Below are 26452 nucleotides of genomic sequence, written 5' to 3'. Positions count from 1 at the left end.
ATTGTTTAATTCAATAATCATATGACAAGTGTTGGCCCGTTCCTGATCGTTAAGGAAATGGGTTTTTATTTTTTTAACAACCAACGTACATAATGTCATATCGTGAACCTGATGCCATCCGCTATACTCTTCAAGTTATCCAAATGTGGATTGAATGAAGGAACCAGGAGGTACAACGAATTGACAGTCAAAAACAGATATAAATCACTCGAACTGCAGACCCCCGGAGTGTATGAGCTGGAAGGGCTTGAGGTGGGAGTGACATCGAACTGCAATTATAAATGCGACTACTGCTGCGCCTACAATCGGGATGATGGAGCGTGCATCGGTAGTCAGGAAGTTATCCGTATTATTAGTGAGCTTCCTCGTCTCAAGCGCGTGCGATTGTCCGGGGGAGAAGTTACTTTGAAATACCATGATTGCCTGGAGATTGTGACGTACTGTGCGGCACATGGCATCGATACACAATTGAACAGTAATGCCAGTCTGCTGACAGAAGAACGGATTCTTGCATTGCGTGATGCAGGCTTAACCAATATCCATATCTCGTTCAATTATACGGATGCAGAGGCCTATGCTGCGTACTACAGTGTGCATCCTCGCATGTATGAGAGACTGGAGCAGAATATCCGTTTGTGCACGGAAGCCGGTCTGGAGACGGTACTGGAAACATTACTGTTTGAAGGTAATCAAGCGAACATGCAGGCCATTAGCGATAAGGTATATGATCTGGGTGTGCGCATCCATGAGATCCAGAACAGCATTAAGATGCCACATACCGACTGGAGTCAGATTGTATCCAGAGAGTCTCTTGTTCGATCTGTAACGGAGCTGATTGAGCATAAAAAGCCAGATACAACGCTCTATTTCACCTGTATGGACCGGTTTGCGGAACAGTTGAATTTGCGGGAGCAACCGGGCGTGTATTTCTCTAATTGCGTGGATGGCACGAAACAACTTCACTTGCACGGCAACGGAGATATTCTCATCTGTGAGTTATGTCATCCTGTCGTCATTGGCAACATCTATAAAGGAACGTCGTTGAAGGATATCTATGCCCAGCAGCCACCAGCGTTAACGGAATTCCTGAAAAAGCGGCCTTGTCCCGCATATGATGCTCTATTTCCATACGTATAACAGGAAGCTCTGACGAAGATGTTTTGATCTGTAAGCTGAACGAAACATCTATACAATAACAGCGACATTTAAGGTTATATAGATTAAAAATCAAGGTGATCTGCTTTCCTCATTGGGAAAACGGATCACCTTATTTTATTGAACTATTCATTTACACAATAACAGCGATTGGATGGTTGCTCTGTCATCGTAGTGTCAGTGTGAATATTCTTTAGTTCAAGTTATTTAGTTTCAGATTCATTTAAGCTCCCCGGCCTAATATGGCCTTAAGAACTTAGATGAAGAGGTGAGCTTGACATGATGAAGATCTATCAGAAACCAACCCGGAAAGACCCCCATAAAAGACCGATCTCCCCTAGAAAGCGAAGATGGCTCATCATCACACTTGTCCTTGTGCTCGCAGTAGGTGGAATCCTGTACAGCTTGGCTGACCGTTACCTGATCCGGCATGTGCAGGTGGTTGTAGCGGATGAGAACACAGCAACGGCAGCAACGGGCAACACGAATGATTCCACCAGTACTCCGACCACCGCAACTAAAGTGAATGCAACGTCAGATGATTGGAATTATTCGAGCGATGATATGGAGGTCCATATTGATAAGGTACAGTCAGGATCTGGCTCGGATCAAATTACGTATTATGTCGCTGATGTTCAGCTAACGGATGCAAGCAGCCTGAGAACAGCACTGGCGGATAACAGTTTTGGAACGAACATTACCGAGAATACGTCAGAGATTGCCGCAGCCAACAATGCGATCTTTGCCATTAATGGTGATTATTATGGATTCCGTGATGATGGTGTCATTATTCGAAATGGAACATTGTACCGGGACAGCCCAACACGGGATGCACTGGCCCTGTTCAACGACGGAACGATGAAAACATATAACGAGAACGAGATTTCTTCCTCGGAACTGCTGAGCGAAGGTGCCACCAATACATTATCCTTTGGACCCATTCTGATTCAGGATGGCGAGATTGTCAGTGATTTTAGCAGTGTAAAAATTGACAACAACTTCGGCAACCGCTCCATCCAGGATGCGAATCCAAGAACAGCAATCGGCATGATTGCTCCGAATCATTACGTCTTCGTAGTGGTGGACGGGCGGCAGGACGACAGTCGTGGCATGACCTTGGCAGAACTGGCCGATGTCATGAAAGGCCTTGGAGCAACCGAAGCCTACAATCTGGACGGCGGCGGTTCATCCACGATGTATTTTATGGGCAGAGTCGTCAATAATCCACTGGGGCGCAACCAGGAACGTGGCGTAAGTGACATTCTATATCTGACGGAGGGACAAGGATCATGACGATATTAATTCCATCCTATGAACCCGATGTGCGTTTGCTGAATCTCGTTCTGCAGTTACAGACATTTAAGCTTGGACCTATTGTGATTGTGGATGATGGCAGTGGCCCGGGTTACCGTGGGATTTTCGAGACGGCAGAAGCCTATGGCTGTACGATCCTGACACATCCCGTCAATCTGGGGAAGGGTAGGGCGTTGAAGACAGGCTTTCAGTATATTAAGGAGTATGGGCCTCAGGGTGGTGTAGTGTGCGCGGACAGTGACGGACAGCATCTGCCACATGATATTAAGCGTATCTTCGAAGTGCTGCTGGCACAAACGACACCCGGAATTGTACTCGGCAGCCGTCGCTTCAGTGGTAAGATTCCAGCACGGAGCCGTTTTGGCAACACCGTTACACGAGCGGTCTTTTCCCTCACGACAGGTACCAAAGTATATGACACACAGACGGGTCTGCGCGGTTTTCCCTACGCCATGCTGGACTGGCTGAACCAGATCCCCGGGGAACGGTTTGAATACGAGATGAACATGCTGTTAAGTGCACACAAGGAAGGGTACGAGATTACGGAGGAGTTTATTGATACGGTGTATCTGGATCACAATGAATCCTCTCATTTCCGCCCGCTGGTCGATTCGTTCCGAATCTATAGGCCCATCCTGATGTTCAGCACATCTTCGTTGCTGTCTGCTCTAATTGATTTTGCATTACTATTCGTTATTCAGTATTTCACGCATAATCTGTTTCTGTCGGTTGTTGCAGCGAGACTATGCAGCTCACTCTTCAACTACACGATGAATCGGAAGTACGTATTTTCAGCTGGACGAACCTCGAAGGTTCGGCAGTCTTTGCCCAAATACTTCTCACTTGTCCTACTGGTGCTGTTATTAAACTACGGTTTACTGTATTTTTATAATGAAAAGCTGATTATTCCGCTGCTCGCAGCCAAGCTGTTAACTGAGGTGTCCATCTTTGTATTCAGCTATTGGGCACAGCGCAGATTTGTCTATTAACACTGAATTAACCCTGAAGAAAGAGTATGCCTAAGGCTTGCTCTTTTTTTGGTTGATACGGTTTCATATGCACCCCGTTATAGGGTACGATGGAAAGGGAATGAATCTGAGTGTTAGATTGAAATAGAACACAGAGGGGAGGACAATTATGTATCTTCGAAGTGTAGAACTCATGTCGGCCAAGATTGAGAATCGGAACCAATATCCTTTTGACATCCCCGCGATACGTTCGTTGGAACGTTTGGAGCTCACGAATAACATTACTTTTTTTGTAGGTGAAAATGGTTCAGGGAAATCTACGCTGCTAGAGGGCATCGCTCATCAATGTGGATTCAATACCGCAGGGGGCGGCAGGAATAATACCTATGAGACACATGCTTCGGAATCCTCGCTCGGGAATTATCTCAGGCTGGCATGGTTGCCCAAAATAACGAATGGTTTCTTCATGCGCTCTGAATCGTTCTATCAATTCGCATCACATGTCGATGAGATGCCGGCATCGCTTCAATATTATGGCGGGCGTTCATTGCATGAACAATCGCACGGGGAGTCTTTTCTCAGTCTGTTCGTCAATCGCTTCAGTTCCAAAGGCATCTATCTGCTTGATGAGCCCGAAGCCGCTTTATCTCCTGCTAGGCAGCTCTCTTTATTGCGTATCCTTCATGATCTGTCAGGCACTTCGCAATTCATTATTGCGACGCACTCACCCATTTTGCTGGGGTATCCGGGGGCAGAGATTTTAAGCTTTGACGATAGCCATATTCAAGAGGTAGCCTATGAGGATACCGACCACTATCAGATTACCCGCAGTTTCCTGGAGAACCGCGACCGGATGCTGAATGAACTATTCAAGGATTAAGTTAAGTTATCCGTGTAAACAAGGGAAGATATTGAATCATGCGACATTAAATTTATTGTTGAGGAGAGATTAGATGAAAGTAGGTTTGCTGATTATTGATATGCAAGAGAGTATTGTGCGGAAAAAGATGGACCAGACTTCGATAGACCATGCATGCGAGTACATTAATCATGTTGCAGGTGTGCTGCGCACGAATAATCATGTGGTCATTCACGTACAGGATGTGGAAGGGATGGAAGAGGCAGCGCCAGATGAGTATCGCATTATTCCCGAGGTGGATGTGAATGAGAAGGATATCACGATTACGAAGGAAGCATCCAATGCCTTCTGGCAGACTGATCTGGAGCAGGTGTTGAAGAGTCATGGCATTGAACTAGTGATCATCGCCGGCTTTGCCGCAGAGGAATGTGTTCTATTCACCTATAACGGAGCGATGGAGCGAGGTTTCCGGCCGGTGATGTTGCAAAATGGAATTCTAAGCACACATCACGAAGCGGTGATCTCAACGTACAGGGACCGCAATGTGATCTCATATCCTGTGGTTGATTATCTAATCCATTAAGGGTTGGCTACATGCCAGAGGATAATTGGTGGAAAATAAAGATAAGATTGATAATGGGACTCTGTAGGGAGTCTTTTTTTTACATATGTGCATGTCGACCGTGAATGTATGGTTACTCTATGGTTTAAACCAAACTTTGCCTATATCTGCTAGGGTTGAAACGATATATTGAGAACAGGACGCAGCAAGCTCTTTGTGGATATCGGGAAAGTGTCCTGTATGGGTCACGAACCAACTGATTAACTAAGGGAGATGTGGAATGAAGATGAATGTGCAAATTACGCGTATTTTGGCAGAACAAAAGGAATTGTTTCTCAACCTGTTCAACTTGTACTTATATGATCTGTCAGAATATTCTGGCGAAGATCTACTAGAAGAGGGGAAATATGATCCAACGAACACCTATTTATATCTGGAACGCGATGAATTACATCCGTTTTTGATTCAGTATGAAGAGAAGGTTATTGGATTGGTACTGGTGTGCTCACCTCCATATGTGTCGGAAGAAGTGGATTATACTGTGCAGGAGCTGTTCTTGGTCAAAAAATATCGCGGGCGGGGGCTGGCGGCACAAGCAGTTGACTTGGTTTTTGCTCAATTTGAGGGTACATTCAAAGTGGAACAATTCGCTAACAATGCGGCAGCAGTTTCATTCTGGAAAAAATATTACGAGCAACATCAGATCGAATATACCGAGTCTGAATATAACATTGAGATTGACAACATCGCTGGTAGCCACCGGATTTTGTCCCAGACTTTTGTGCATGGAAAGAGATAGATCCTATATGAATTAGAAGGTGATTAGAATGTTTATTATCATAGCAACCAAGGGGAATTGGAAGTGGGTTTCAGGTGTATTTCAGGCAGAAGATGTAGCTAGACAGTACATGGATCTGATACCTGATGAGCTTAAGGGATACCAGGAATTTGTTGAGGTAGAGAACATCACATATCCTTTTTATATTATAGAGCGTCAGGAATCTCCATTTAGGTTTCTCGGTAAAGATGAAGTGATTTCACTTTTTGAACATACAGATGTGTCAGATGACGAAGATGAGGTACATTTCAATATCTACACGATTGATTCCGATTATAGACCAAAGAAACCTGGAACAGATTATATGGGAATACTGAGGCATGATCATGTGACCAATGAATGGATAGAGATGTATCGTGAGGGAGGGGCAGAGTTTCTGAGTAAACGAAAGGTTTTTTGAAAGTAATGTATTTTTTTAAGGTCCGATTTGCTTCTCCTGCGTTGAGAGGTGGATAGGATCTTTTTCAATTTCCATTTACCAATACATGGGTTATGATGAATTAAGAGGAGTCTACGGAAGTGATTGTTTAAGGGGGCAGCCAGAAGTAACTCAACAGAGAGGGGCAGAGGCATGACTAGTCGTATTGTTGTTACCGGTGGAGCTATTATTCGAGATCGTATGGGAAGGGTTCTGCTGCAAAAGAGATCTGATTATGGAGATTGGGGATTACCTGGTGGTGGTATGGAGCCAGGTGAACGAATCGAAGAAACCATGATTAGAGAAGTGAAAGAGGAAACAGGGCTTGACGTGAGTTCTTATAAATTGGCCTCCATCTACACGGGCGAGAGAATGCACTATGCGTATCCGGATGGAAATGAAGTAGTGTTTGTAATGTTTTTATTTGACGTTATTGCGGAGTTGGAAGGAAAACTCTGTGATGACCAGATGACTCTTTTATTTGAAGATGAACAAAAGGAATCATTACAGCTTGTTTTCAGATATCTTGATGAGATTGATATTGCCACAATTAACAATGTGCAGAAGCCTATATTTGTAGACTTGAAGCAAGGAGAGACTAAATTGCTTCGCGAGTGATCGCGATAATAGAATAGTTCAGATAGAGAAAGGAGCTTTTACATTGCCTTGGCCTATGGTCCATTTTGCAATTGCATCGGAATTGATATCCAAGCCACCCTATGAATTGTTATTGGGAAGCCTAGCTCCTGATTCCATCCATGTAAGAACTAATCTTCGTACCGAAAAGGCAAAAACCCACCTCATGCCAGAGGCGGGAAGGTTTGCAACAGATGAAGAACTTAAAGCTTTTTTTGAGTCCAACAAGAAGTTAGCTTATAGTGATCCCAAATTCATGCAATATCTGTGCGGTTACATCGCCCATATCTATACGGACCGCGTATGGACATTCGATATATATCCTGCATATGAAGTTCACCCCAATGGAAGAAACGTGTATACGAAGGATGTCACGAAGCTTGAATTTCTGATTTTACGGAATTGGGACAAGGCCAGCGATTGGTTAAGTGAGCTGAACGTGGGAAAAGCATATGATTTAGGCGGATTGCTGGAAGCTGAGGTGTATCAGTATAGGGGAGAGAAACTTGAGTTTTTAGCTAACCCTGACAACGAACACTTGGGTGACTTAAATATTTTATCCATGGAAGCTATGCAAGAGTTCATATATACAACAGGATTAGCGTTAAAACAATTGTATACGAAATGGGATGTTTATAAGGAGTTACGCAGCAGTGTGTGTAAGTAAGGGAGGGATATACCTGAAGGTATACAGGAAACAACTCCGCAAAATTGTAGTGAATGATACACTGTTCCTGTACGTTGTGGATGAACAAGCATACGATATCGTCATTCGGGTTTATTCGAATTCGCTTAAATCCACATTCGTAGAGTTCGATGTTGCTTGGGAAGATACATGGGATATATTTGTCCATGAACCCAGACTGATATCCAACCTTATTCAATATGCAATAAGACAAGGGTGGGACTACCAACAGAAGAATAACAAAATGAGATTCAAAAACGCGAACAGCATTGTAAGAATTTTAATGGCAGAGAATCTGGACCAATAAACGTTCGCAGACGATATGAGGATCAACTAGATTTAGAGAGTGGGGGTCAGATCAGATGTATGCGGTAATTGCCAATGTTATTAAGGACAATCAACTCCGAACGGGTGCGAAGGTGTACATTTTATATTGTCATGGTATGGCTGAAAGTCCATTGGTGTATGGTATGGCCAGGGGAGGAAAGAGAATCGAGAAGTATATCTCCTACAAAAAATTAAAGAAATTCAGATCACAGTGGGTCCCTCAACATATTAGGCATCGGGTGAAATGGTCATATGAAGATCGAAAAGAAGCGGATAAGTGTGCTAAGTCATTAGAATTAATGTGGACTAACGTCCGATTATTTGATAGTGCGGGTCATATTATTAAAGAGGGTGTGACGACAAGCCAAGCTTTTAATATTGCTAGTAAGATCAAGTTTATTGAACGCAGGTACATGTTGGACGAGAAGGAGAAGTGACGTGCCGAACATATATAAGGGAAGATATTCAGCTCAAATTGATGGAGAATTTGTTGTATTTATCATCGGAATGAGGATTAATCGTCTGTGGGCTATACATAAATGGCTGCCTGTTCTACAGTCTATGGGCCCGATGATTAAAGAGCTGTATATGAATCCGGAGACCGGATTTCTGAGTACAGAGTATTTTATAAGCTGGCGTGGGGTGACGTTACTTCAATACTGGCGATCTTACGATGAATTGGAGAAATACGCACGGGGCGGACTGCACTTGGAAGCCTGGAAAAGATTCAACCGCTCCATTGGTTCCGATGGAACAGTAGGGATTTATCATGAAACATATAAAGCTCAGTCGGGTTCCTTCGAGACCATATATGTCAATATGCCCCAATTCGGATTAGCTAAAGCGTCTGAACACGTGCCTTCGACAGGCAAGATGGAGACATCCAGACGCAGAATGGGCGGAGAGAATGACCCGGCCGTGGATACACCAGAGAATCCTTAAATTAGTGAATAGAGAGGAGCATGTTATGAAGGCTAGACTTCGGCCAGAAGATATATTTTCCAAGCAATTAAGCTGGCTGTGTATTGAACCGATGCTTGTTTCCGTGCGGGGCAGAGATATGGCCGCCAAAACAGAGATATACCGACAGTTACATGAGGGGCAACAAGCTTTATTTTTGTTCTATTCCTATCACAATCACACGAAGAGTCTGGCAGAATTTTATTGGTTTTCGGCGTATAACATCACCCAGATCAAGAGTTGGAATGGGATTAAAAATGGGATGCGGTTTTTTCATTTAGATGAGATGGTGAATGTACTGGATCAGATAGAAAGCCTGATTACGGAACACAATTGGGTGGATGAAGTGTGGCGTGAGGTGCTGCCAACCGATCTGGAGAAGGACCCGATCCTACTTCAGAGAACAGAAACATTATATGCTAATTATCAAGCCGTGGCACAAGAAGCTATTACACACATGAACGAGATGATCCTGCAAAATCAGGAGATGTATCTGGAGATCGATTAACACTAACCTAGCACCATTATATGAAAAGACTAACTCATGCCTTGAATGCTTCGGATGAGTATATAGAAGAACTGCTCCCATGGAGTGGTTCTTTTTGGTATCTGTGCAGTGCCGATGCAACAAACTTGCAAAATCCTGCAACAAAACGCAATACAGTGGGATTGTCGTAACTATGCTTGTAATATGAGTTGTGAGAGGAGGGCCAACACATGAAAGTCATTTTTGAAGAGGACACGTCAGTTGAAAAAAGAGTAGCCAAGGTCATTACACATCCGGAGGAGAAGTCGAATTGGGATCGTATTCAGAAGGCGATCTGCGAATCAGAAACTCAATTAACGGTCATCCATGCCAAGAATAATCGCAATATGCAGATCCAATTGAGCTCGGTGGTTGCCTTTGAATCAGAGGATCGGATGTGCTGTGTCCGGGTGATCTCAGGGGAGAGGTATTTGCTTAATAAACGTCTGAAATTTGTAGAAGAGGATCTGGGTGACGTTCATTTTGTGAAAATTAATAATCAAACGATCATCAATACACGATACATCACCGCATTCTCTGCAACAGACCATGCCCGAATTAAGGTAGACCTGAGCGATCGCTCCAGCTATTTTGTCAGTCGATTTTATATTAAAAACTTTAGGGGGAAATTATCATGATGACTCAACTTAGACATTCTTTTTTTCAAGTATTCACGATGATGACGCTATGGATCACACTCTTGGCAACCGTATTCTTTGGTGATCTACCCATTCAGATGTCCTATTTATGGAACATAGCGGGTATTGCTCTCATTGCAGCTGTGTTGTTTGGAGTGATGTATAACCTGCTATGGAACCATTTTACATTAAAACCGGTATGGAATATCGTTATTTCTTCCACATTCAATATTGCTGGAGGTATGGCGATGGTATGGTTGTTCTCGGTAGATATGTTCCAATTTATCGCTCCCTGGTTCCCTGGCATGTGGTTATTATCTATCGTGCTGCACATCATCGCTTTTTATTTTTATGCTAGAATAGATAGCAGGAAAAAAGCGGAAGAGTTAAATAACATTCTCAAGTAGGCAGGGAGTGCACGTATGAACGAGGAAGAACTGTTGCAGCTGTACGGATTGGAACCAGATGAGCTTAACCGGAAGGACATCCGACAGCTGCTACACCAAGAGATAGAGAATCGAAACTTAGAGGATAACGAAGTTCTAAAACTGTTGTGCATTATGTTGTTCTGTATCGGAACTGTAGAGGACACCACGCTGATCTGGCAGGCTAAACAAAAGAATCAGGATACGAGCAGTTATCTTGATGTGCAGTTATTATGTGGTGCAGGGTATGAAGAGACATTGTTTTACCTGGAAAAGATGGACGGGGAACAGGCACATAAGGAATTGCTGTACCTTAGACAGTGCGAGCCGTATGATTTTGTTGATTTCTCCAAAGTGGAATGGGTCTCGAACTATAAACGATATTACGGTGTTTGAAGATAAACGAGCTAACGGACATATCGGAAGGAGGGGGGGAGATGCCAAGTTTGCATGACATGATTGAGTGGTTGGGTTTTGGCGAAGAGCGTAGAGATTTCTGTTCAAGAAATGGGTGATCAAGATGAAGCCTGAATACACGCAACATGGTAGTAAGAGGAAGACAGGACTAAGAACAGGCATTGTTGTATTTGTTGTTCTGCTCGTTATTCTAGTCATGACCAATCCAAACGAAGAGGATTTTGTTGCCTGGCTCTCAAGTGAACATGGCATCCATGCTTCGTATAATGTGAATGAAGGCAGTACGTTTACGCAAACAATCGACGGTGACGAAAAGAGACTTCATTACAAAGGTGGACATATACGCCATATGGGAATCTTTTCAACGTATAGTTATCTTTTCTCGGATCATGAAGAAAAAGAAATCCTGATTGAAGCGGTCGGCATAATGAACATGCTATGGAATCGATAGTTAGATTCACTATGGACAGTTAAAAAAGTTAGGAAAAAGTTCTGCTGATATCCACGCTCTATGCATGATGTAACTTGTGCAGAGAAGCGTGTTTTTGGCGTGAGATGCCTTATAAGTTGGAATGGCTAATTTCGTTCGTTCGCAAATCCCACATTATGGGTTATGATGTACCTTGAGAGAAAATTTTACATTGATAGGAAGTCTTCTTATGGAATTTACGAATGCCCGCATGCGTTATTTATACGAGTTTTGGAAAAAGAAAGAAGATGGCGATTCTGCACAATGGGTTATTGCAGATATTGATTAATAACATAATGTCTGACACATGGAAGATTTATATCTTCACATTCACACAACATAAAGGGTGATGCAATGATGACAAGGCGATTAATACTGATTGAAGGTTTACCAGGTTCAGGCAAGTCAACGGTTGCCCAAATGGTATCCGAAATTTTGATAGAAAAGGGCAAGGAGGTACAACTATTTCAGGAAGGGAACCTGGATCACCCTGCTGATTATGAAGGTGTGGCTTACTATGATGCTCGAGACTTCGAGTCCTTATTGAAAACGCATGAAGAATACAGAGAGATTTTGAAAAGTCATGCGACTGCCCATGATCAAGGATACCTGATTCCTTATCGTAAGATGAGAGAACAACGGGGAATAGAGCTCCCCGATCACATTGTACAGGATATTTTCAGCCGAGATATTTACGAAATTTCTTTTGAGCAAAATGTGAAGCTGATCACCGAGAAGTGGCAAGATTTTGCCCAAAACGTGCTAAGCACGAATGATGATTACATCACGATATTTGAGTGCTGTTTTATCCAGAATCCACTTACCATGGGTCTCGTAAAATGCAATCAAACCAAAGAGCAGAATATGCAGTATGTATTGGATTTGGGTCGTATCATTCATGCTCTGAATCCGCTTCTCATTTATATCGACCAGAAAGATATATCCTTTACCTTTGATAAGGCAGTTCGTGAAAGACCGAAGGAATGGTCAGAAGGTTTTATTAACTATTATACGAATCAGGGTTTGGGGGAAGCGCAAGGTTATCAGGGTGTTCAGGGTACGGTACAAGTTTTACAGGAAAGAAAGAAGCTGGAGTCCGAAATCTATGACTTACTTCAGATGGATAAGGTATGGCTGGATAACTCGGATTACGACCTGGAGGTTTGTAGGCGCAAACTGGAAAAAATTCTGGAGTAACCTTACGAAGCTAAGAAATCGAGAGCAGGTGAACAAAACAACATGAAAAAAACGTTATTTGAGCTTGTAAATGAAGTCGAAGATGAAGTGACCTTTATGGTTTTCCTACAACAATTAAGTAAGGATCGGGAAGGTCATGCAGATGAATGGCAGAATGATTCAATAGCGTCATTTTTGGAAGCGGCAGCGGAGTGGGGACAAGCGTCGATAGATGGATTAAGCCATTACGAGAAGCCGGATAACCCATGGAAGAGATGCGCTCAGATCCTGTATATGGGCAAGATTTATGAGTAATATCAGACTAGATTGCAACGAGTGGAGGAAGTTAGTAACATGATGCATATTCATCTGACAGAAGAAGATTACTGGCAAATGAACAAATTTGCGATGTTTAAACTGTAAGAGAAAGGTGTGCTGATCGCTGTATGTGTGCTGCCTGTGGCTATTGCCATCATATTTAGACAACTTGATTTTTCATAGAAGTGGAAAGGTTTTGAAAGCTTCAATGAGACAAAACAATATTTCTTTATTTTCATTAATAAGGCAAGTGCACATGTGATTCCGAAACGATCTTTTGAAACGGAGGCGGAAGCAGTTCGGTTTGCAGAACAGGTCAGAACATATATGAAAACTGCTCAGCATAATACATAACGGAGGTTTATTTTCATGCTCTTGTTGGAAGTAGCATTGATAGTTGTAACAGCTTTATTGTTAGGGATTGGTGCAAAAAGCAAAAGGAAACTTTTACTTAAATGGGGTATAGCCAGTTTGATTTTATTGCTCGGACTCCTTATTTTTTCATTCATCATGGGATTTATAGATGGAGTGTCCGATGGATGGTCAGCAAGATGAGTATCTAAGAAAACAAAAATAATTGGTTGAGAAGCTTGAGGAATAGAGGGCTTATGGACATTACATTTATTCGTCATGGTCATGGTGAACACTTGTTAGATTATCCTAATCAATTAAATTACCTGCATCCTGGTCTCACTGAATTGGGAAAACGTCAAGTTATAGCGTTACGTAAACAAGTGAATTTATCGCCTGAAGACGTCATTTTGGTTAGTCCAACCAAACGTACGATCGAAACAGCGCGCCTGCTAGAACTAAACGGCAATCTTATGTTCAGCCCGTTGGTTGGCCCAAGAATGTTTCCTCAGAATCCGGAGTTTGTTCCTTTCATCTGCGATCAGATCTATTCCAAGGAAGAACTCAGCCATAAGTATCCTGGCATAAGAATGGTTGAGCTGGGGCTGGATTGTTGGGAAGAAAGTATTAATCAGATGGATGCACATCGATTCGAGCTATTAGCTGAACAGCTTCTGGAGTGGTGCAGGCAACAGAGCGGCAATACGTTTATCATTTCCCATGATGGCACGATTACGAATTACAGGATGTTACTCGGAGAAAAAGGATTAACGAAAAGTGATTTTCTTGGTGAGGCCGGACAGTACACAATCCGAAACGTTTAACGATTTAAAGGAGATCATGTCATGATACATTTTCCTAATGTAGAGACTGAACGTCTGTACCTCAGAGAATTAACCTTAGCAGACCGGCAGGATGTGTATGAACATTTTGCTAAACCGGATGTAACTCGATTTATGGATATTCAGCCTTGCCGCGATGTAAAGGAAGCAGAAGAAATCATACAATTTCACATTGAAGATTCAGGTTGCAGATATGGTCTATTCCATAAATTAGATGGCGAATTCATAGGTACAGCGGGGTTTCACTGTTGGAATACGGATTCACCGTCGAAGGCAGAGATTGGCTTTGACTTATCCCCGGACTATTGGGGACAAAGGTTGATGCAAGAAGCTTTAACCGCAATGTTCGAAATTGGCTGGAACGAGATGAATCTTGATTTTATTGAAGCGACTGTGGAGCAGGCAAATATTCAATCGCAGAGCTTGTTAGAAAAGTTAAACTTTCTGAAGTCCACTGAGTTAGTAGACAATCTCTTCTATTACACTTTACAGAAAAAATATGTTGGGTCTGACATAGACCCCTTTTGAGCAAGGGAGGATTTAAATGAAATCTGTTCCGTTCTCTATACTTTTAGCTAGTGCCATTTTGGGTATCTGCTTTATCATTGGCTGTATGATTTTAACCACTCATGAGAGAAATAGTGAACTCACTCAGGCAGTAGAGCAAGTAGTACCAAACGATAAAGTATTATTGACGATGCAAGAAACTGCCGAGTATCTGAGTATGACTGAAGAACAGGTGATGAGTATTATTAAGGCGGAACAAGGAAGCTTTACCGTATCAGGTTTCTTTGATGGGAAAATGTTCCCGTTCATTAAGGTTCAGGATCAATTTTTTGTAAGTAGAGTTGAGTTGGACTTGTGGGTTCAAGAAGCATCTGCAAGCCACAGAAGATATATTAACGGGCTGATGCAGTAGTCTATGGGAATGGTGGCATAATCCTAAGGAGATGAATTCACATGGAATTCGTGGGACAGAAAATTAAAATAACTACAGTTACAGAACAAGACCTCAACTTCATAGGTCAACTTGAATGTGACACAAACGTATGGAGCTTCGAGGAAACTGTTGAAACAGATGAGGAAAAGGTCCGTGAGAAATACCGCAGCCATTTTGCTGTCGCAGATGAGAAACCGTATGCTTATGATTTCGCTATACGGCGCGTGAATGATCCAGAGGATACACCCATTGGGATCGTTCAGATGTGGAGTTACGTGGATCACCGAAAAAGCTGGGAACTTGGATTCGCTGTACTTTCGGAATACGCAGGTAGAGGATACGGGAGTGAAGCTACCCGACTTTTGCTACATTTTGCATTTCAAGAGTTACAAGCTCATAAGGTTGTCGGCATGTGTAATTCACAAAACGTCCGCTCAGCAGCACTGATGCAGCATGTGGGTATGACACGGGAGGCCGTCTTCCAGGAAGAACTATGGTGGAACAAACAGTGGACAGACCAGTATTTTTTCTCGATTTTGGATAGAGAGTTTAAGCCAGTCTAATAGATACGGGAGGAAATCAGATGACTACGTTGGTTCTGCTAAGTGATTTGGTGTTCGAATCTAACGATAAATTGAATCAGAAAATACGAAGCTTATTCCACAGTGAACAGCCTTCCATCGGCTATATACCATCATGTTCCGACGCGGAGCGAAGGTATTTTGAGCACACTAGACGTTACTATAACCAAATAGGAATAGACAACATTCAATATTATGATCTTGATCTGCAGTACGAGGAGAACACATTTGGCTCTATTTTCGAGTGTGATGCGATACATCTATCTGGCGGAAATACGTTTTATTTTCTAAGTCTATTACAGAAGAGAAATGTGCTTGGTTTGCTACGTTCCTATGTCAAGAGTGGCGGCATGCTGATTGGGGTCAGCGCAGGCAGTATTCTGACGACACCTACGATAGAGATCGCTGGGTATGGGGAAGATGCAGATGAGAACAATGTAGATTTGAAAGACATGAAAGCACTGGGTCTTGTTGATTTTGAGTTTGCACTCCACTGGGATGGTTCGGAAGATGCCTTGGATTCATTAAGAGAGTATACCCGTGTTAAACGTACAGTTGTATATGCATGCCAAGATGGTGGCGGGCTTGTAGTTGATGGTGAAAGAGTAGAGTTATATGGAAATGTGTGTCTCGTAGATTACAGAGAAAGTGGGTCAAGTGATGAGTAATATTAAGGTCTATCATTATGATGCTTTCTCCACAGTTCCTGGTCAAGGTAACCCGGCAGGAGTGGTCTTTGATGCTGATCATTTCAGTGAGGCGGAGATGCAGCAGATCGCTTATCAAGTTGGTTTTAATGAGACGGTATTTGTGTTGAAATCTGAAGTAGCTGACGTCCGATTACGTTATTTTACGCCGGGTCATGAAATTAATCTGTGTGGACATGCCACAATGGCATCCCTGTATGGATTAAAGACGCGTGGTATGCTGGGTGACCGAGAGTTAATCACGATTGAAACTAATGTAGGCATACTACCTATTCGATTTGAGCGAAATGACAACATCATTTACATGGAGATGAAACAGGATCATCCGCAGTTTATACCGTTCCAGGGGGATATTGAGAAGCTGGTAAGCGCCATAAACCTCACTCTGGATGAAGTGGATCATTCTATGCCAATCGTTTATGGGAGTACGGGAACCTGGACGTTGTTAATCCCCATTCGTGATTTGAACTCTTTTATGAAAATGAAACCGGATTCTTCCCTGTTCCCAGAAATTTTAATTGAGAATCCCAAAGCTTCCTTACATCCCTTTTGTTTCGAAACTCGTGATTCCGATGCGATGATGCATGCCAGACATTTCTCTTCACCTTACTCAGGTACGACGGAAGATCCAGTGACTGGAACAGCCTCCGGGGTGATGGGTGCTTATTATTTAACCTATGTGAAACCGGAGATCGATGAGGTACAGTTTGTGGTAGAGCAAGGGCATGAGATTGGAAGAGATGGAAAGGTTCAAGTGAGCGTAATTCGGGATGGAGAGGATATGGATGTCAGAATGAAGGGGACAGCTGTTTTTGTGCGTGAACTGAACGTTGAATTGGATACCTGATCTATACATAAAGGAGGATGTGCTATGAGCGAATCATTACAGGATCAGATTCAATTTCTCATTGAGATTGATAAACTCAAAACGATTGAACGAAAGACGAGAATTATGCATGGTGAGAGACTTGAAAATGATGCAGAGCATTCTTGGCATCTGGCAATGATGGCTTTGGTTTTACAGAGTCATGCCAACACGGATGTGGATATGCTCAAAGTCATTAAGATGCTTCTCGTTCATGATCTGGTTGAGATCGATGCCGGCGATACTTTTGCCTACGATACGGTGGGGAATACGGATAAATATGATCGTGAACTCAAAGCGGCTCATCGACTGTTTGGAATGTTGCCTAAGGAACAGGCTGAAGAACTACTCCACTTATGGTTAGAGTTTGAAGCAAAACAGACGTCTGAAGCACAATTTGCCTCATCTCTCGATCGATTGCAGCCTATTATCCACAACCATCAGAATGAGGGAGATACATGGCAGAAATATAACATTACAAGTGAACAGGTGTTAAACAGAAACCGTGAGATTGCGAACGGTTCCGAGACATTGTGGGAGTATGCGCAGCAGCTTATTCAGAAATCCGTGGATCAGGGAATCTTGACCAAATCATAAGTTTACGCTCTAACGTACGCACTTTGAAGAAGGGGGAGTATGATGACGCAGGACTTTTATTGTGATGAGGTGCTGAGTGGTAAAACGCAAGTTAAAGTTGTCATGGAAACCAATAACGTTATGGCTTATCATCACACTCGGCCCTACTACAAGCATCACATTGTTGTGATTCCCAAGATGCATATTCAGTCCTTCATTTTAGAAGAGGAAGAGAATAATAATGAGTTACTCTTAGAAATGATGCAAGTCATTAAAAAGGTAGCTGCTGACATGTTAGCTCAGACAGGCTCATCGAAGATTGTAACTAACTTGGGCAGTTATCAAGACTCGAAGCATCAGCATTGGCATATAGTCAGTGGTGAACGAACTTAGGAAACGGTAGACCGGTTTATAAATCTTCCACCTTTCATAAAGGGACGTGGAGGATTTTTTTTGTTTTGAATCAATAAGCACCCCGAATAACCTTTACATCCACCATAAAAGTTAACTGAGGGAAAATATGCTAGAATAGGAAGTGATGATTTAATAGGTTGATAGGAGGAATAACAATTATGATTACAATGTTTCTAATGTTGATTAATGTGTTGTTATATGGACTCGGTGTGTATGCGCTGATCCTGTTTATTAAGCTGGCCCGGCGTGGGATTCAGGCACTGGATATCTACCTGTATGAGAAACGCGGCGAACGTTTCTAACGTTCACTATCTCACACTCGAACAGAATTATCATTTTTCTCTCAGTGTTTTATCTCTCCTAATCTAGTATGATTAACGCATCATTTCAGTAAAGAGAGGTTCACGACATGGAAGCTTTTTTAGAGCAGATTAACGAGTTAAACGAGCTTCAGAAGGACTTGGTTAGCCTACATCCTCTGTTTGCAGAACATTATCCAGTGGTTGTCGCCTATGAAGCTTTATTATATATCTATGATTATTCGTCCAAGACGCAGCAATATGAGTGGGTAAAGACGGTGCCGGACGATTTATATATTCCAGATGAATGCCTTGCAGCCATGCCAGTGCCTCATATGGATGGACGTATGTGTGCGATTGTTACGGACGCAGCATTCAAAGACCTGGAGCAGAAAGTCTATTTGTTCCACGAATATGTTCATTGCTATGTATATGAGAGTTATGATGAGCGAATCGTCAACCGTCTTCAGATTAAACATAAAATGACGCAATTGAAGCGTGTGACATGGGAACTGGATTATGAGTTTCCGTATGAAGATGCAGTCGTTGTGGAGCGGATTAACGCATTGTTGTCTGCTTTGAAGAGTAGAGACCTAACACAAGTACACACAGCTAGAAAGGCGTTGTTTACTTCATTAACTGAAGAACAAGCTGAGTACTGGAGTTGGTTGGAATGGAACGAGGGTTACGCACGTTATATTGAGAATCTGATTCGGGCAAAATTTGGACAGGAAAGCAATCATATGGGAGACACAGCCCCGTTTAACCGCTTGATGTTCTATGAATGTGGGTCGGAATATATTAGTCTGCTTGTGAAGGAGCACCCGGAGTACCATACGGATCTGGAGCAATTGTTTGATCGAATGCAAGCGGAGAGAATACAGGATTAATCATGTATCTACGGTGAAAAGGTGAAACATAGCGGAGTCACACTATTCCAGTGATCTGTACGTTCCACCAGTAGGTATATCGTTTTTTTAATTAATGTAGAATACTTCCCGATAAAAGGAGATCAACTCTATGCCGCTACCCATGGTTCATCTCAATATTGCTAATCGGATTGCTGACTCGCTGCAAATGCAGGCTAATCGAGGTTCATTCTATCTGGGGAACATCGCCCCGGATTCCATACATATGCGTGAAGGCACAACCAGAGAGGATAAGGAATACACCCATTTTAACCCGAAAGATGATGGAGATTACGTTGGAGGGCTCCACGAACTCTACTCATCCTATATGCAACCACTCATCGATGAAGGATGGAAGTGGTTTGTGCGGGGGTACTTTATGCATGTGCTAACGGATTATTACTGGTTCCGCAGCGTGCATCCTGAATTTGTAGAACGGGTCAACAAGGCAGACTTATCCATAGGTACGAGTAGATCCAAGGAAGAACTGGCGCGTTTATATTATCAGGAGACGGACCAGATTGATTTCAATCTCTACAGAGGTACAAGTTGGAGTGAAGAGGTATGGCGGGTGCTCAACAGCTCACTGGGTTATAACATGACGGATCGTTTAACTGCTGATGAGATTATCCGTTGGCGGGATCACACGTTTTCTTTTCTTAATGGGGAAGAGCCGGGAATAACTCCTGAGTTCATTACGGGTGAGAGAGTTCAGGTATTTGTGGAAGAGACCGTAGAGCGACTGAGCACTTTGTTGTCTTCATGGGACCCGGAGTTACGTAACTGAATATGACAAGTTGAGTGCAATTGAGTCATTAGAACTGTATTTATTACTTCTCTATTCATCACTTGTATTTAACACGAAGTCAGGGGGGCAAGCAGTATGGTGAGACATGTAGGAGTGTTGCTCGTAGTCGTCATTGCCACGATCATTGCAGGGTGCAGTCAACCGAATGAATCGAACGCGGAAGAAGGGCTTCCTGTACTAATCACTTTAACGTGTAATCCCAACCTCGCCTCGGAACCATGCCAAGATGTTGAGTTTGATCGACCTGACGAGATTCAAATCATGATGGAGGCCATACATAAGGCAGAGCGTATACCGGGTATTATTGATTATGGTACGCAGTACAAGATGAGTATCAATAATGCAGATGGTTCGGTTACCCGGTATGATTTTTCATTAGGAATGGATCCCAAAATGCAAGGACTGTTAGTAAACGAGGAAGACACGCATACTGGATATAGCATTGCTCTTGAGGATGCGAATCAACTAAGAAGACTGATTCAGCGACGTACAGATTAAGAAGGTATATGGAACGGAGAAGAACCTGTGGATGACAAAATTACCATTGAACCATTGACACGATCGGACGCAGATGGAGCGTATCAGGTGTTCAAGACAACGATCCCGGCAGCATTTGAACAGGAGGGCATAGGCTCGCTACTGGATGATATCCAGGATGAAATAGCACATAAGAGAGCATTAATTCACACTACATTGCAGCCAGATCATAACAAGGAAGCAAATATATTTTTCCTCGTGGCCAAAATGGGTAAGTCCATTGTAGGCACAATCTCGTATGGACCTTGTGGTGAGGAGATTCGAGAATGTACAGAGGGCAGACTGAATGATATTGGAGAGCTGGGTAGCCTTTACGTGATGCCCGAGGTTCAAGGGAAAGGGATTGGTTCGGCGCTCATAGTCGCACTGGTTACTGAGCTTCAGCGGCGTGGAATCAAACAATGCTGCCTGGATAGCGGCTATCAAATCGCACAGAAGAAGTGGCAACGCAAATTCGGTGAACCCTATGTCGTAGTGAAGAACTATTGGGGTGAAGGAACAGATCATATGGTTTGGCTGTGTAACGTACAGGATTTTATAGAGGGTGTTCAAAAAGCCCGCTTTTGATTACAAATAAAGAGATGACGACCTGTACTTTACAGGGGTCATCTCTTTTACTAAGTGAATCTTTCTGCATCGATGGTAGACGATTATTCGTACAGTGTATTATGTGTGTTTTTATGTAGCCGAAGGAAAAAGGAGTGAACATATGTCAATCCAATGGAAGATACCCGAGCAACGGCTCTCCCCTCATGCGGTAAATCTATGGAGAATTAGCGCCATCCTATGGAATGTCATAGGTTTCCTGATCCTTGCCGTACTGTTAATACTCGACTCCATCTATGGATGGAAGACGTGGGTCGGTTGGATCCTGTGGGGGGTTACGGCCATATCCGTGCTCTATGCGGCGTGGGATATTTTCATCCAGCCTGCATGGTTATATAAGCATTGGTACTATGATGTGAATGAGGAGTTTCTGCAATTGAAGCGTGGGGCGCTAACCAAGGTACATCAGATCATCCCTATGGCTAAGATACAATCGGTTACAACAAATCAGGGACCTTTGATGCGAAAATATGGACTCTATTCCGTATCGGTTGGCACGATGGGGTCATCGCATGAAATCCCGGCATTGCCTGAGGAAGTCGCGCTTGCGCTCCGTCATCAGATTGCGTCCTATGCACGGATTAATGAGGTGGATGAATGATCGATATGAAGCGACATCATCCATTAACCATACTGTGGAGTCTGTGGAAACTGGTGAAGAATTCGTTTGCCATCATCCTTTTTTTGTTTGTTTTCCGTCAGGGCTCAGAGTCCCCATGGCTTTTCTATGGAAGGATCGCCTTTTATGCAGGTATCTCCATCGGCATCGTGTCAATCATCTGGAAGTGGTTTACCTCTCGTTATACTGCAGACGATAAGGCCTTTCACATCTATAGTGGTGTGTTTAACCGCACCCGAAGAACGATACCATATACCAAAGTGCAAAATGTGAATCGCCACACGACTCTATTTCACCGTCTGTTTAACGTGACATCGATCCGATTTGAGACCGGGATTAAGGGAGAAGATGCTACCTTTCAGTTACACGTTGTTTCACTTTCCGAAGCAGAACAGTTGGAGAAGATTGTGGCGGGTTATATGACAGAAGATGCAGAAGCAGAAACGGTAGAAGCAACAGAGGAACATGAACCGTTGGATGCAGTTAAAGATATGGAAGAGGGAGAGGCGAAATCCCACTCTGTTATAACCGATCAAGCCATGTCTCTGCCTGCAAAAGAGAAACAAGAACGGGTTGTTCATTATCATTCGACCCGCAAGGATATAATCAAAGCGTCGTTTACCTCGCTCAGCTTTCTCGTATTGATTCCAGTCCTGGGCACACTTTATTCTTGGGTGAAAGATTTCTTCCCCGATGAAGAAGTAACGGAAAGTTTATTCTTAACCTGGCTTGATTCCTGGTGGATTGCCGGTTTGATGATTTTGGTTTTATTGGTCATATCCATCGCTCTGGGGATTGTCAGAACCTTTGTGAAGTATGGAAACTTTCAGATCACCTCGGATGCCAAGCGGATCTATATCTCGAAGGGCATGATGGAACAAACGTCATTTTCAATCTTGAAAGAACGAGTTCAGGCTGTGAAAATTACACAGTCTCCGATGAAAAGGTTGCTTGGACTAGCGGAAGTAGAACTGACCACTGCAGGTAGTCTGGGGGAATCCGAGCAGGAAGTGAATTCGCTCTATCCCTTCTTGCCGGTGAAGCAAGCCTATACCATGATTGAAGAGATACTACCATCCTATCAGGTGACGCAGGAGATGGAAAAACTTCCGAGAATATCACTATGGCTGCGTCTGCTCAAACCAAGCTGGGGATGGATCATGATTACAGGTGTATTGTGGTATTTCAAACCATTTGTTTTTGGGCAGAAGCATGCCTGGTGGATGATTTCGGCGATTCTGCTCGTGTGGATTGCAACAAGCAGAGTGATGGAATTTTTCCATACCAGATACACTTTACATCAAAATTTCATTCAACTTCGGACTGGGGCGCTCACTTCAACACTCTTTATCTCCAAACGTGAGAAAGTCATCGAAGTACAGATCACCCGTAACGTGTTACAGCGCTGGTTCGGTGTTGCTTCCATTCACACGGTAAACCGTGCCAAACCTGTCCTGCATCATCATGCACATGACATTCCCCTAGATACGGCGGAATCATTTCAATTATGGTACATGGGACGTACCCAAGATGTCCAGACCCGGTAAATCGCAAGAGCAAGTGCAGGAAGACCGCATCAGGTTATTCTGTACTTGCTCTTTTAATAGAGGAGGAAGGATATTTTGATGAAAGCTGTGTTCTTTGATGTGGATGGTACATTGCTGAGCGAAATAGATCGGAGTTTGTCACCGCGTACAGCAGAGTCGATCCGGGAATTGATTCGTAAAGGCGTTCAAGTCGTACTTGTAACAGGTAGACCCTATAATCTATGCGAAGAATTCAGAAATCTCGGAATTGAGACGATCATTTCGGCTAATGGGGCATTGATCAAAGCAGGTAATGAAGTGATACATAAGTCTGTACTTTCTGCACAGATGGTAAGAGCATTCAGTGAGTTTGCCGAGTTGCAGGGGCACAGTATTTCATATTTTACAGAATCATTTGAGACGAACGGGTTGTGTACAGCAGATGGTCGTGTTACTGATGCCTTAAGAGATACGCTTGGACTCATGGTTTCCCCGGAGAAAATCAGCACGTTGGAACAGGACGTATATTGCATCTGCTTATATGCGGATGAAGCGGAGACGGAGAAATTCCAATCCAGATTTCCTTCTTTCCGATTCGTGAGATTCCATCCGTATGTAGTAAATGTGCTGGAAGCAAGCGAAGTCAGCAAATCGATAGCCGCAGAGAAAGTCCTCAATTACCTGAAGATATCCAAAGAGGATACAATGGCCTTTGGCGATGGGGAGAATGATGTGGATCTGCTAACGTATGCGGGAATCGGAATTGCGATGGGAAATGGCGGAGAACGGATTAAACAAAGCGCCGATTATGTCACCCTGCGAGCAAGTGAAGATGGCGTTACCCATGCGCTGGAGCAATTTAAGGTTATATGAGGATTCTCACATAAAATAAAGATGAAGGATATCCCAATTGTGGATTTTCATGTAGAATGATATAGCACGTATTAAGCCCTAAAGCATAGGGTGTTTATCGAAGGGTGACTTATGAAAAAGGTTGTTATTGTAATTCTGTCTCTTGTTGTACTTGTTGGTGTATCTTCTTCCGCTTATGCTCATCCAGGCAGACTGGATAAGAACGGTGGACATAACTGTTCAGCCAAATCCAAGCAAAAGGGTCTGTGCAAGGGTTATCACTATCATAAAAAGAAAAAATAAGCACTGCTTTACATTCTTGAACAGGGGGAAGAGGAATGAATCATATTAAAGCCGTTATTTTTGATTTGGACAATACAATTCTAAACAGAACGATGACTTTTGACGGATTCACGCAACGTTTAATGAACACTTATTTTGGTCACCTTGAGTCAACTGAAGAGATAAGCAAGCGAATTATTGAACTAGACCAGGATGGTTATAAGGACAAACCCCTCCTGTTCAACGAATTGTTGCATGAATTGCCATGGGCAGAGCATCCGCCACATGCAGAACTGATGGAGTTCTACGGCAGAGAGTATGTACGAAGTTCAGTTCTAATGGAACAGGCGCGAGAAGTCGTTCAGCATCTGCGGGGGAAATATCAAACCGGGTTAATTACCAATGGGCAGACTGATATTCAGTATGGGAAAATCGATCAACTCGGTATCCGGGATGACTACGACCATATTATTGTTTCAGAAGAGGCAGGAGTCAAAAAGCCTGATCCACGCATCTTTCAGCTTGCACTTGATCATTTCGGTCTAACTCCGGAGCAGTGCATCTACATTGGCGATCATCCGGTGAACGATATTCAAGGTGCAGCAAGCGTAGGCATGAGCACCATCTGGATGAAGGTCAACCAACCTTGGCAGGACAGCATCACGATTAGTCCTTTACATACGATTGAACATCTAAGTGAGCTAAAGGAATTGCTTTAGAGGACGGTTAGATAAGTAAAATCTAATATCACAGTTTCGAAAGCGAGGTACATATGGAGATTAGACAGATGGCTACAGCGTTTTTGAGCAATGGCTCAGACATGCTGATGATGAAGAAGGCAGGCAGCAGATTGTTTGATTTTGAATTTTGGGGCGGTATAGGCGGGCATCTGGAGCAAGGGGAACTGAACGCACCCATGACTGCCAGCTATCGGGAGATTGAAGAAGAGACCGGATTCAAGCCAGGGGATATCGAACACTTTCGACTTCGAACTATTCTGTTAGAGGTTAGCGGTGGTGAGATTTGGCAGCAGTTTGTCTATTTTGGAGAGACGAAGCATCGACAATTTGTACCTTCCGATGAAGGAGAGTTATTTTGGATACCGCAAGATGAGGTACTGGATTTACATGCGTCCATTCTGGTCAAAGCGACGCTTAGGCACTATTTACAACAGCCGGGAGCAGAAGACATCTGGATTGGCAACGTTCAGAGCGGAACAGACTTAAAGGGCACTCCACAGGTCATATGGAACAGAATGCAGGAAGCGAAATCATTTGAGCCAAAGGGGGTTATCGATAATATTGAAAGATAGAACTGGAAGAAAAAAATGGAGATGGATAAATTACCTGTTGATCACTGTACTGATTGCTATCATTCTTCCGAGTAGTCATGTAGAGGCAGACAGCACGATTACAGTGAAAACGAAGGTCCAATATTACAAAGGACAGCCATACATACATCTAACAGGTGGAAAGAAATCTGTGACGGATAAGTTGAACAAGACGTTTAAACTCCACGCAGTGAAAGCAGCTCGCCTGGACAAAGAAGAAAAGCAATCAAACAAAGCTTATTTCTACACTACCATGGCCAGTGTAAAATACAATGCAAAAGAAAAGTTGTCTGTAGTATATGAAGATCATGTATACACTGGCGGAGCACATGGAATGGATGCGACAACATCATATAACTATGATTTAAGAACAGGGGAAGAACTGAAGCTAAGCGAGTATGTTAAAGATGATATTCAGATGGAGAAGGTAGAGAGATCCATCTCCAACAGTCTATTAGCCATGTATAATGCTGGAGTTTCTATTTTTGAAGAGAATATTTATGATTTTCAGCTTGATCAAACATCTGAATTCTTTTTGTATGACAAAGGGATTGTCATCCGATTCTATCCTTATGAGGTTGCACCCTATGCTAAAGGATTTGTAGATATCAAAGTCCCATACACTAAATTCAACCAATAGATATATGCAATAAAAGACATGATCCAGTTCAATGAGATCATGTCTTTTTATATCAATATCGTAATATCAATACATAAT

The 26452-nt window shown here is 43.0% G+C and carries 40 protein-coding genes and 1 pseudogene; all 41 read left to right on the top strand.

The window, feature by feature from the left end:
* Positions 1-180: 180 nt before the first annotated feature.
* On the top strand, positions 181-1137 hold the full coding sequence (locus ACX9NY_RS15550) for a radical SAM protein (protein ID WP_472473621.1): 957 nt from the start codon (positions 181-183) through the stop codon (positions 1135-1137).
* Positions 1138-1434: 297 nt separating this feature from the next.
* On the top strand, positions 1435-2448 hold the full coding sequence (locus ACX9NY_RS15545) for a phosphodiester glycosidase family protein (RefSeq protein ID WP_339259825.1): 1014 nt from the start codon (positions 1435-1437) through the stop codon (positions 2446-2448).
* Positions 2445-3458 (top strand): GtrA family protein, encoded by a 1014-nt coding sequence (locus tag ACX9NY_RS15540; protein WP_472473619.1) that lies wholly within the window; start codon positions 2445-2447, stop codon positions 3456-3458. The genes ACX9NY_RS15545 and ACX9NY_RS15540 overlap by 4 nt, the downstream gene beginning before the upstream one ends.
* Before the next feature lie 148 nt (positions 3459-3606).
* Positions 3607-4317 (top strand): AAA family ATPase, encoded by a 711-nt coding sequence (locus ACX9NY_RS15535; protein ID WP_342572306.1) that lies wholly within the window; start codon positions 3607-3609, stop codon positions 4315-4317.
* Positions 4318-4390: 73 nt separating this feature from the next.
* On the top strand, positions 4391-4879 hold the full coding sequence (locus ACX9NY_RS15530; protein WP_472473617.1) for a cysteine hydrolase family protein: 489 nt from the start codon (positions 4391-4393) through the stop codon (positions 4877-4879).
* A gap of 259 nt (positions 4880-5138) precedes the next feature.
* The gene (locus tag ACX9NY_RS15525) at positions 5139-5657 is read left to right on the top strand and encodes a GNAT family N-acetyltransferase (protein ID WP_472473615.1); all 519 of its coding nucleotides are present in this window, start codon (positions 5139-5141) and stop codon (positions 5655-5657) included.
* A gap of 28 nt (positions 5658-5685) precedes the next feature.
* Positions 5686-6096, top strand: a complete 411-nt coding sequence (locus tag ACX9NY_RS15520) for a hypothetical protein (protein ID WP_472473613.1) — start codon at positions 5686-5688, stop codon at positions 6094-6096.
* A gap of 171 nt (positions 6097-6267) precedes the next feature.
* Positions 6268-6732 carry an NUDIX domain-containing protein gene (locus tag ACX9NY_RS15515; protein ID WP_472473611.1) on the top strand — a complete coding sequence of 155 codons (465 nt, stop codon included), beginning with the start codon at positions 6268-6270 and terminating at the stop codon, positions 6730-6732.
* A gap of 43 nt (positions 6733-6775) precedes the next feature.
* Positions 6776-7417, top strand: a complete 642-nt coding sequence (locus tag ACX9NY_RS15510) for a hypothetical protein (protein ID WP_472473609.1) — start codon at positions 6776-6778, stop codon at positions 7415-7417.
* Entirely contained in the window at positions 7404-7742 is a 339-nt protein-coding gene (locus tag ACX9NY_RS15505) for a hypothetical protein (RefSeq protein ID WP_472473607.1), read from the top strand. The genes ACX9NY_RS15510 and ACX9NY_RS15505 overlap by 14 nt, the downstream gene beginning before the upstream one ends.
* 55 nt (positions 7743-7797) lie before the next feature.
* Positions 7798-8199 (top strand): hypothetical protein, encoded by a 402-nt coding sequence (locus ACX9NY_RS15500; RefSeq protein ID WP_472473605.1) that lies wholly within the window; start codon positions 7798-7800, stop codon positions 8197-8199.
* Position 8200: 1 nt separating this feature from the next.
* Positions 8201-8704, top strand: a complete 504-nt coding sequence (locus tag ACX9NY_RS15495; protein WP_472473603.1) for a DUF4188 domain-containing protein — start codon at positions 8201-8203, stop codon at positions 8702-8704.
* Between the two features lie 25 nt (positions 8705-8729).
* Positions 8730-9230 carry a hypothetical protein gene (locus ACX9NY_RS15490; RefSeq protein ID WP_472473601.1) on the top strand — a complete coding sequence of 167 codons (501 nt, stop codon included), beginning with the start codon at positions 8730-8732 and terminating at the stop codon, positions 9228-9230.
* A 209-nt stretch (positions 9231-9439) separates the two neighbouring features.
* Positions 9440-9886, top strand: a complete 447-nt coding sequence (locus tag ACX9NY_RS15485) for a LytTR family DNA-binding domain-containing protein (protein ID WP_472473599.1) — start codon at positions 9440-9442, stop codon at positions 9884-9886.
* The gene (locus ACX9NY_RS15480) at positions 9883-10293 is read left to right on the top strand and encodes a hypothetical protein (RefSeq protein ID WP_472473597.1); all 411 of its coding nucleotides are present in this window, start codon (positions 9883-9885) and stop codon (positions 10291-10293) included. The genes ACX9NY_RS15485 and ACX9NY_RS15480 overlap by 4 nt, the downstream gene beginning before the upstream one ends.
* A gap of 15 nt (positions 10294-10308) precedes the next feature.
* Positions 10309-10707 (top strand): hypothetical protein, encoded by a 399-nt coding sequence (locus ACX9NY_RS15475; protein ID WP_472473595.1) that lies wholly within the window; start codon positions 10309-10311, stop codon positions 10705-10707.
* A gap of 124 nt (positions 10708-10831) precedes the next feature.
* Entirely contained in the window at positions 10832-11179 is a 348-nt protein-coding gene (locus tag ACX9NY_RS15470; RefSeq protein WP_342572317.1) for a hypothetical protein, read from the top strand.
* A gap of 372 nt (positions 11180-11551) precedes the next feature.
* Positions 11552-12394 carry an adenylyl-sulfate kinase gene (locus tag ACX9NY_RS15465; protein WP_472473593.1) on the top strand — a complete coding sequence of 281 codons (843 nt, stop codon included), beginning with the start codon at positions 11552-11554 and terminating at the stop codon, positions 12392-12394.
* Between the two features lie 42 nt (positions 12395-12436).
* Positions 12437-12688 carry a DUF7660 family protein gene (locus tag ACX9NY_RS15460; RefSeq protein ID WP_472473591.1) on the top strand — a complete coding sequence of 84 codons (252 nt, stop codon included), beginning with the start codon at positions 12437-12439 and terminating at the stop codon, positions 12686-12688.
* A gap of 198 nt (positions 12689-12886) precedes the next feature.
* Positions 12887-13045, top strand: a pseudogene (locus ACX9NY_RS15455) (YcxB family protein); the annotation flags it as partial.
* A 15-nt stretch (positions 13046-13060) separates the two neighbouring features.
* Positions 13061-13246 (top strand): hypothetical protein, encoded by a 186-nt coding sequence (locus ACX9NY_RS15450; protein ID WP_472473589.1) that lies wholly within the window; start codon positions 13061-13063, stop codon positions 13244-13246.
* Between the two features lie 53 nt (positions 13247-13299).
* Positions 13300-13866, top strand: a complete 567-nt coding sequence (locus tag ACX9NY_RS15445) for a phosphoglycerate mutase family protein (protein WP_472473587.1) — start codon at positions 13300-13302, stop codon at positions 13864-13866.
* Positions 13867-13887: 21 nt separating this feature from the next.
* A complete protein-coding gene (locus ACX9NY_RS15440) occupies positions 13888-14412 on the top strand; it encodes a GNAT family N-acetyltransferase (RefSeq protein ID WP_339240656.1) in 525 nt (174 codons plus the stop codon).
* A gap of 16 nt (positions 14413-14428) precedes the next feature.
* Positions 14429-14803: a hypothetical protein gene (locus ACX9NY_RS15435; protein ID WP_472473585.1), complete on the top strand. Its 375-nt coding sequence runs from the start codon at positions 14429-14431 to the stop codon at positions 14801-14803.
* A gap of 41 nt (positions 14804-14844) precedes the next feature.
* The gene (locus ACX9NY_RS15430; RefSeq protein ID WP_472473583.1) at positions 14845-15387 is read left to right on the top strand and encodes a GNAT family N-acetyltransferase; all 543 of its coding nucleotides are present in this window, start codon (positions 14845-14847) and stop codon (positions 15385-15387) included.
* A gap of 20 nt (positions 15388-15407) precedes the next feature.
* On the top strand, positions 15408-16073 hold the full coding sequence (locus ACX9NY_RS15425; protein WP_472473581.1) for a Type 1 glutamine amidotransferase-like domain-containing protein: 666 nt from the start codon (positions 15408-15410) through the stop codon (positions 16071-16073).
* A complete protein-coding gene (locus ACX9NY_RS15420; RefSeq protein WP_472473579.1) occupies positions 16066-16959 on the top strand; it encodes a PhzF family phenazine biosynthesis isomerase in 894 nt (297 codons plus the stop codon). The genes ACX9NY_RS15425 and ACX9NY_RS15420 overlap by 8 nt, the downstream gene beginning before the upstream one ends.
* 24 nt (positions 16960-16983) lie before the next feature.
* Entirely contained in the window at positions 16984-17574 is a 591-nt protein-coding gene (locus ACX9NY_RS15415; protein ID WP_472473577.1) for an HD domain-containing protein, read from the top strand.
* A 39-nt stretch (positions 17575-17613) separates the two neighbouring features.
* The gene (locus ACX9NY_RS15410; protein WP_472473575.1) at positions 17614-17946 is read left to right on the top strand and encodes an HIT domain-containing protein; all 333 of its coding nucleotides are present in this window, start codon (positions 17614-17616) and stop codon (positions 17944-17946) included.
* 179 nt (positions 17947-18125) lie between these two features.
* Entirely contained in the window at positions 18126-18269 is a 144-nt protein-coding gene (locus ACX9NY_RS15405; RefSeq protein WP_181155325.1) for a hypothetical protein, read from the top strand.
* Between the two features lie 107 nt (positions 18270-18376).
* Positions 18377-19156, top strand: a complete 780-nt coding sequence (locus ACX9NY_RS15400; protein WP_472473572.1) for a hypothetical protein — start codon at positions 18377-18379, stop codon at positions 19154-19156.
* Positions 19157-19286: 130 nt separating this feature from the next.
* Complete coding sequence (locus tag ACX9NY_RS15395; RefSeq protein ID WP_472473570.1) at positions 19287-19961, top strand: zinc dependent phospholipase C family protein; 675 nt, start codon at positions 19287-19289, stop codon at positions 19959-19961.
* Between the two features lie 96 nt (positions 19962-20057).
* On the top strand, positions 20058-20480 hold the full coding sequence (locus tag ACX9NY_RS15390; RefSeq protein WP_472473568.1) for a YhfM domain-containing protein: 423 nt from the start codon (positions 20058-20060) through the stop codon (positions 20478-20480).
* A gap of 27 nt (positions 20481-20507) precedes the next feature.
* Entirely contained in the window at positions 20508-21086 is a 579-nt protein-coding gene (locus tag ACX9NY_RS15385; RefSeq protein WP_472473566.1) for a GNAT family N-acetyltransferase, read from the top strand.
* 142 nt (positions 21087-21228) lie between these two features.
* Positions 21229-21726 (top strand): PH domain-containing protein, encoded by a 498-nt coding sequence (locus ACX9NY_RS15380; RefSeq protein WP_339240668.1) that lies wholly within the window; start codon positions 21229-21231, stop codon positions 21724-21726.
* Positions 21723-23291 carry a PH domain-containing protein gene (locus ACX9NY_RS15375; protein ID WP_472473564.1) on the top strand — a complete coding sequence of 523 codons (1569 nt, stop codon included), beginning with the start codon at positions 21723-21725 and terminating at the stop codon, positions 23289-23291. Before ACX9NY_RS15380 ends, ACX9NY_RS15375 begins: the two co-directional genes overlap by 4 nt.
* A 75-nt stretch (positions 23292-23366) precedes the next feature.
* Positions 23367-24143 (top strand): Cof-type HAD-IIB family hydrolase, encoded by a 777-nt coding sequence (locus tag ACX9NY_RS15370; RefSeq protein ID WP_472473562.1) that lies wholly within the window; start codon positions 23367-23369, stop codon positions 24141-24143.
* Positions 24144-24254: 111 nt separating this feature from the next.
* Entirely contained in the window at positions 24255-24425 is a 171-nt protein-coding gene (locus ACX9NY_RS15365) for a YHYH domain-containing protein (RefSeq protein WP_339240672.1), read from the top strand.
* Positions 24426-24460: 35 nt separating this feature from the next.
* Positions 24461-25123: an HAD family hydrolase gene (locus ACX9NY_RS15360; protein ID WP_339240674.1), complete on the top strand. Its 663-nt coding sequence runs from the start codon at positions 24461-24463 to the stop codon at positions 25121-25123.
* Positions 25124-25191: 68 nt separating this feature from the next.
* Positions 25192-25716: an NUDIX domain-containing protein gene (locus ACX9NY_RS15355; RefSeq protein ID WP_472473559.1), complete on the top strand. Its 525-nt coding sequence runs from the start codon at positions 25192-25194 to the stop codon at positions 25714-25716.
* A complete protein-coding gene (locus ACX9NY_RS15350; protein WP_472473557.1) occupies positions 25706-26374 on the top strand; it encodes a DUF3298 and DUF4163 domain-containing protein in 669 nt (222 codons plus the stop codon). The genes ACX9NY_RS15355 and ACX9NY_RS15350 overlap by 11 nt, the downstream gene beginning before the upstream one ends.
* Positions 26375-26452 lie beyond the last annotated feature (78 nt).

The sequence above is a fragment of the Paenibacillus sp. CB74 genome (genome assembly GCF_055687625.1).
The sequence above is the reverse complement of the archived record's forward strand: the minus strand, read 5'-3'. Positions and strand labels throughout refer to the sequence as shown.

What these genes read in the sequence shown, in the direction of transcription:
- ACX9NY_RS15515 (WP_472473611.1), top strand. Translation starts at nt 6,268, where the DNA reads ATGACTAGTCGTATTGTTGTTACCGGTGGAGCTATTATTCGAGATCGT.
- ACX9NY_RS15490 (WP_472473601.1), top strand. Translation starts at nt 8,730, where the DNA reads ATGAAGGCTAGACTTCGGCCAGAAGATATATTTTCCAAGCAATTAAGC.
- ACX9NY_RS15365 (WP_339240672.1), top strand. Translation starts at nt 24,255, where the DNA reads ATGAAAAAGGTTGTTATTGTAATTCTGTCTCTTGTTGTACTTGTTGGT.
- ACX9NY_RS15525 (WP_472473615.1), top strand. Translation starts at nt 5,139, where the DNA reads ATGAAGATGAATGTGCAAATTACGCGTATTTTGGCAGAACAAAAGGAA.
- ACX9NY_RS15545 (WP_339259825.1), top strand. Translation starts at nt 1,435, where the DNA reads ATGATGAAGATCTATCAGAAACCAACCCGGAAAGACCCCCATAAAAGA.
- ACX9NY_RS15440 (WP_339240656.1), top strand. Translation starts at nt 13,888, where the DNA reads ATGATACATTTTCCTAATGTAGAGACTGAACGTCTGTACCTCAGAGAA.
- ACX9NY_RS15435 (WP_472473585.1), top strand. Translation starts at nt 14,429, where the DNA reads ATGAAATCTGTTCCGTTCTCTATACTTTTAGCTAGTGCCATTTTGGGT.
- ACX9NY_RS15360 (WP_339240674.1), top strand. Translation starts at nt 24,461, where the DNA reads ATGAATCATATTAAAGCCGTTATTTTTGATTTGGACAATACAATTCTA.
- ACX9NY_RS15415 (WP_472473577.1), top strand. Translation starts at nt 16,984, where the DNA reads ATGAGCGAATCATTACAGGATCAGATTCAATTTCTCATTGAGATTGAT.
- ACX9NY_RS15380 (WP_339240668.1), top strand. Translation starts at nt 21,229, where the DNA reads ATGTCAATCCAATGGAAGATACCCGAGCAACGGCTCTCCCCTCATGCG.
- ACX9NY_RS15485 (WP_472473599.1), top strand. Translation starts at nt 9,440, where the DNA reads ATGAAAGTCATTTTTGAAGAGGACACGTCAGTTGAAAAAAGAGTAGCC.
- ACX9NY_RS15355 (WP_472473559.1), top strand. Translation starts at nt 25,192, where the DNA reads ATGGCTACAGCGTTTTTGAGCAATGGCTCAGACATGCTGATGATGAAG.
- ACX9NY_RS15390 (WP_472473568.1), top strand. Translation starts at nt 20,058, where the DNA reads ATGGTGAGACATGTAGGAGTGTTGCTCGTAGTCGTCATTGCCACGATC.
- ACX9NY_RS15410 (WP_472473575.1), top strand. Translation starts at nt 17,614, where the DNA reads ATGATGACGCAGGACTTTTATTGTGATGAGGTGCTGAGTGGTAAAACG.
- ACX9NY_RS15540 (WP_472473619.1), top strand. Translation starts at nt 2,445, where the DNA reads ATGACGATATTAATTCCATCCTATGAACCCGATGTGCGTTTGCTGAAT.
- ACX9NY_RS15450 (WP_472473589.1), top strand. Translation starts at nt 13,061, where the DNA reads ATGCTCTTGTTGGAAGTAGCATTGATAGTTGTAACAGCTTTATTGTTA.
- ACX9NY_RS15465 (WP_472473593.1), top strand. Translation starts at nt 11,552, where the DNA reads ATGATGACAAGGCGATTAATACTGATTGAAGGTTTACCAGGTTCAGGC.
- ACX9NY_RS15445 (WP_472473587.1), top strand. Translation starts at nt 13,300, where the DNA reads ATGGACATTACATTTATTCGTCATGGTCATGGTGAACACTTGTTAGAT.
- ACX9NY_RS15400 (WP_472473572.1), top strand. Translation starts at nt 18,377, where the DNA reads ATGGAAGCTTTTTTAGAGCAGATTAACGAGTTAAACGAGCTTCAGAAG.
- ACX9NY_RS15480 (WP_472473597.1), top strand. Translation starts at nt 9,883, where the DNA reads ATGATGACTCAACTTAGACATTCTTTTTTTCAAGTATTCACGATGATG.
- ACX9NY_RS15535 (WP_342572306.1), top strand. Translation starts at nt 3,607, where the DNA reads ATGTATCTTCGAAGTGTAGAACTCATGTCGGCCAAGATTGAGAATCGG.
- ACX9NY_RS15405 (WP_181155325.1), top strand. Translation starts at nt 18,126, where the DNA reads ATGATTACAATGTTTCTAATGTTGATTAATGTGTTGTTATATGGACTC.
- ACX9NY_RS15475 (WP_472473595.1), top strand. Translation starts at nt 10,309, where the DNA reads ATGAACGAGGAAGAACTGTTGCAGCTGTACGGATTGGAACCAGATGAG.
- ACX9NY_RS15430 (WP_472473583.1), top strand. Translation starts at nt 14,845, where the DNA reads ATGGAATTCGTGGGACAGAAAATTAAAATAACTACAGTTACAGAACAA.
- ACX9NY_RS15500 (WP_472473605.1), top strand. Translation starts at nt 7,798, where the DNA reads ATGTATGCGGTAATTGCCAATGTTATTAAGGACAATCAACTCCGAACG.
- ACX9NY_RS15395 (WP_472473570.1), top strand. Translation starts at nt 19,287, where the DNA reads ATGCCGCTACCCATGGTTCATCTCAATATTGCTAATCGGATTGCTGAC.
- ACX9NY_RS15425 (WP_472473581.1), top strand. Translation starts at nt 15,408, where the DNA reads ATGACTACGTTGGTTCTGCTAAGTGATTTGGTGTTCGAATCTAACGAT.
- ACX9NY_RS15530 (WP_472473617.1), top strand. Translation starts at nt 4,391, where the DNA reads ATGAAAGTAGGTTTGCTGATTATTGATATGCAAGAGAGTATTGTGCGG.
- ACX9NY_RS15460 (WP_472473591.1), top strand. Translation starts at nt 12,437, where the DNA reads ATGAAAAAAACGTTATTTGAGCTTGTAAATGAAGTCGAAGATGAAGTG.
- ACX9NY_RS15470 (WP_342572317.1), top strand. Translation starts at nt 10,832, where the DNA reads ATGAAGCCTGAATACACGCAACATGGTAGTAAGAGGAAGACAGGACTA.
- ACX9NY_RS15520 (WP_472473613.1), top strand. Translation starts at nt 5,686, where the DNA reads ATGTTTATTATCATAGCAACCAAGGGGAATTGGAAGTGGGTTTCAGGT.
- ACX9NY_RS15375 (WP_472473564.1), top strand. Translation starts at nt 21,723, where the DNA reads ATGATCGATATGAAGCGACATCATCCATTAACCATACTGTGGAGTCTG.
- ACX9NY_RS15420 (WP_472473579.1), top strand. Translation starts at nt 16,066, where the DNA reads ATGAGTAATATTAAGGTCTATCATTATGATGCTTTCTCCACAGTTCCT.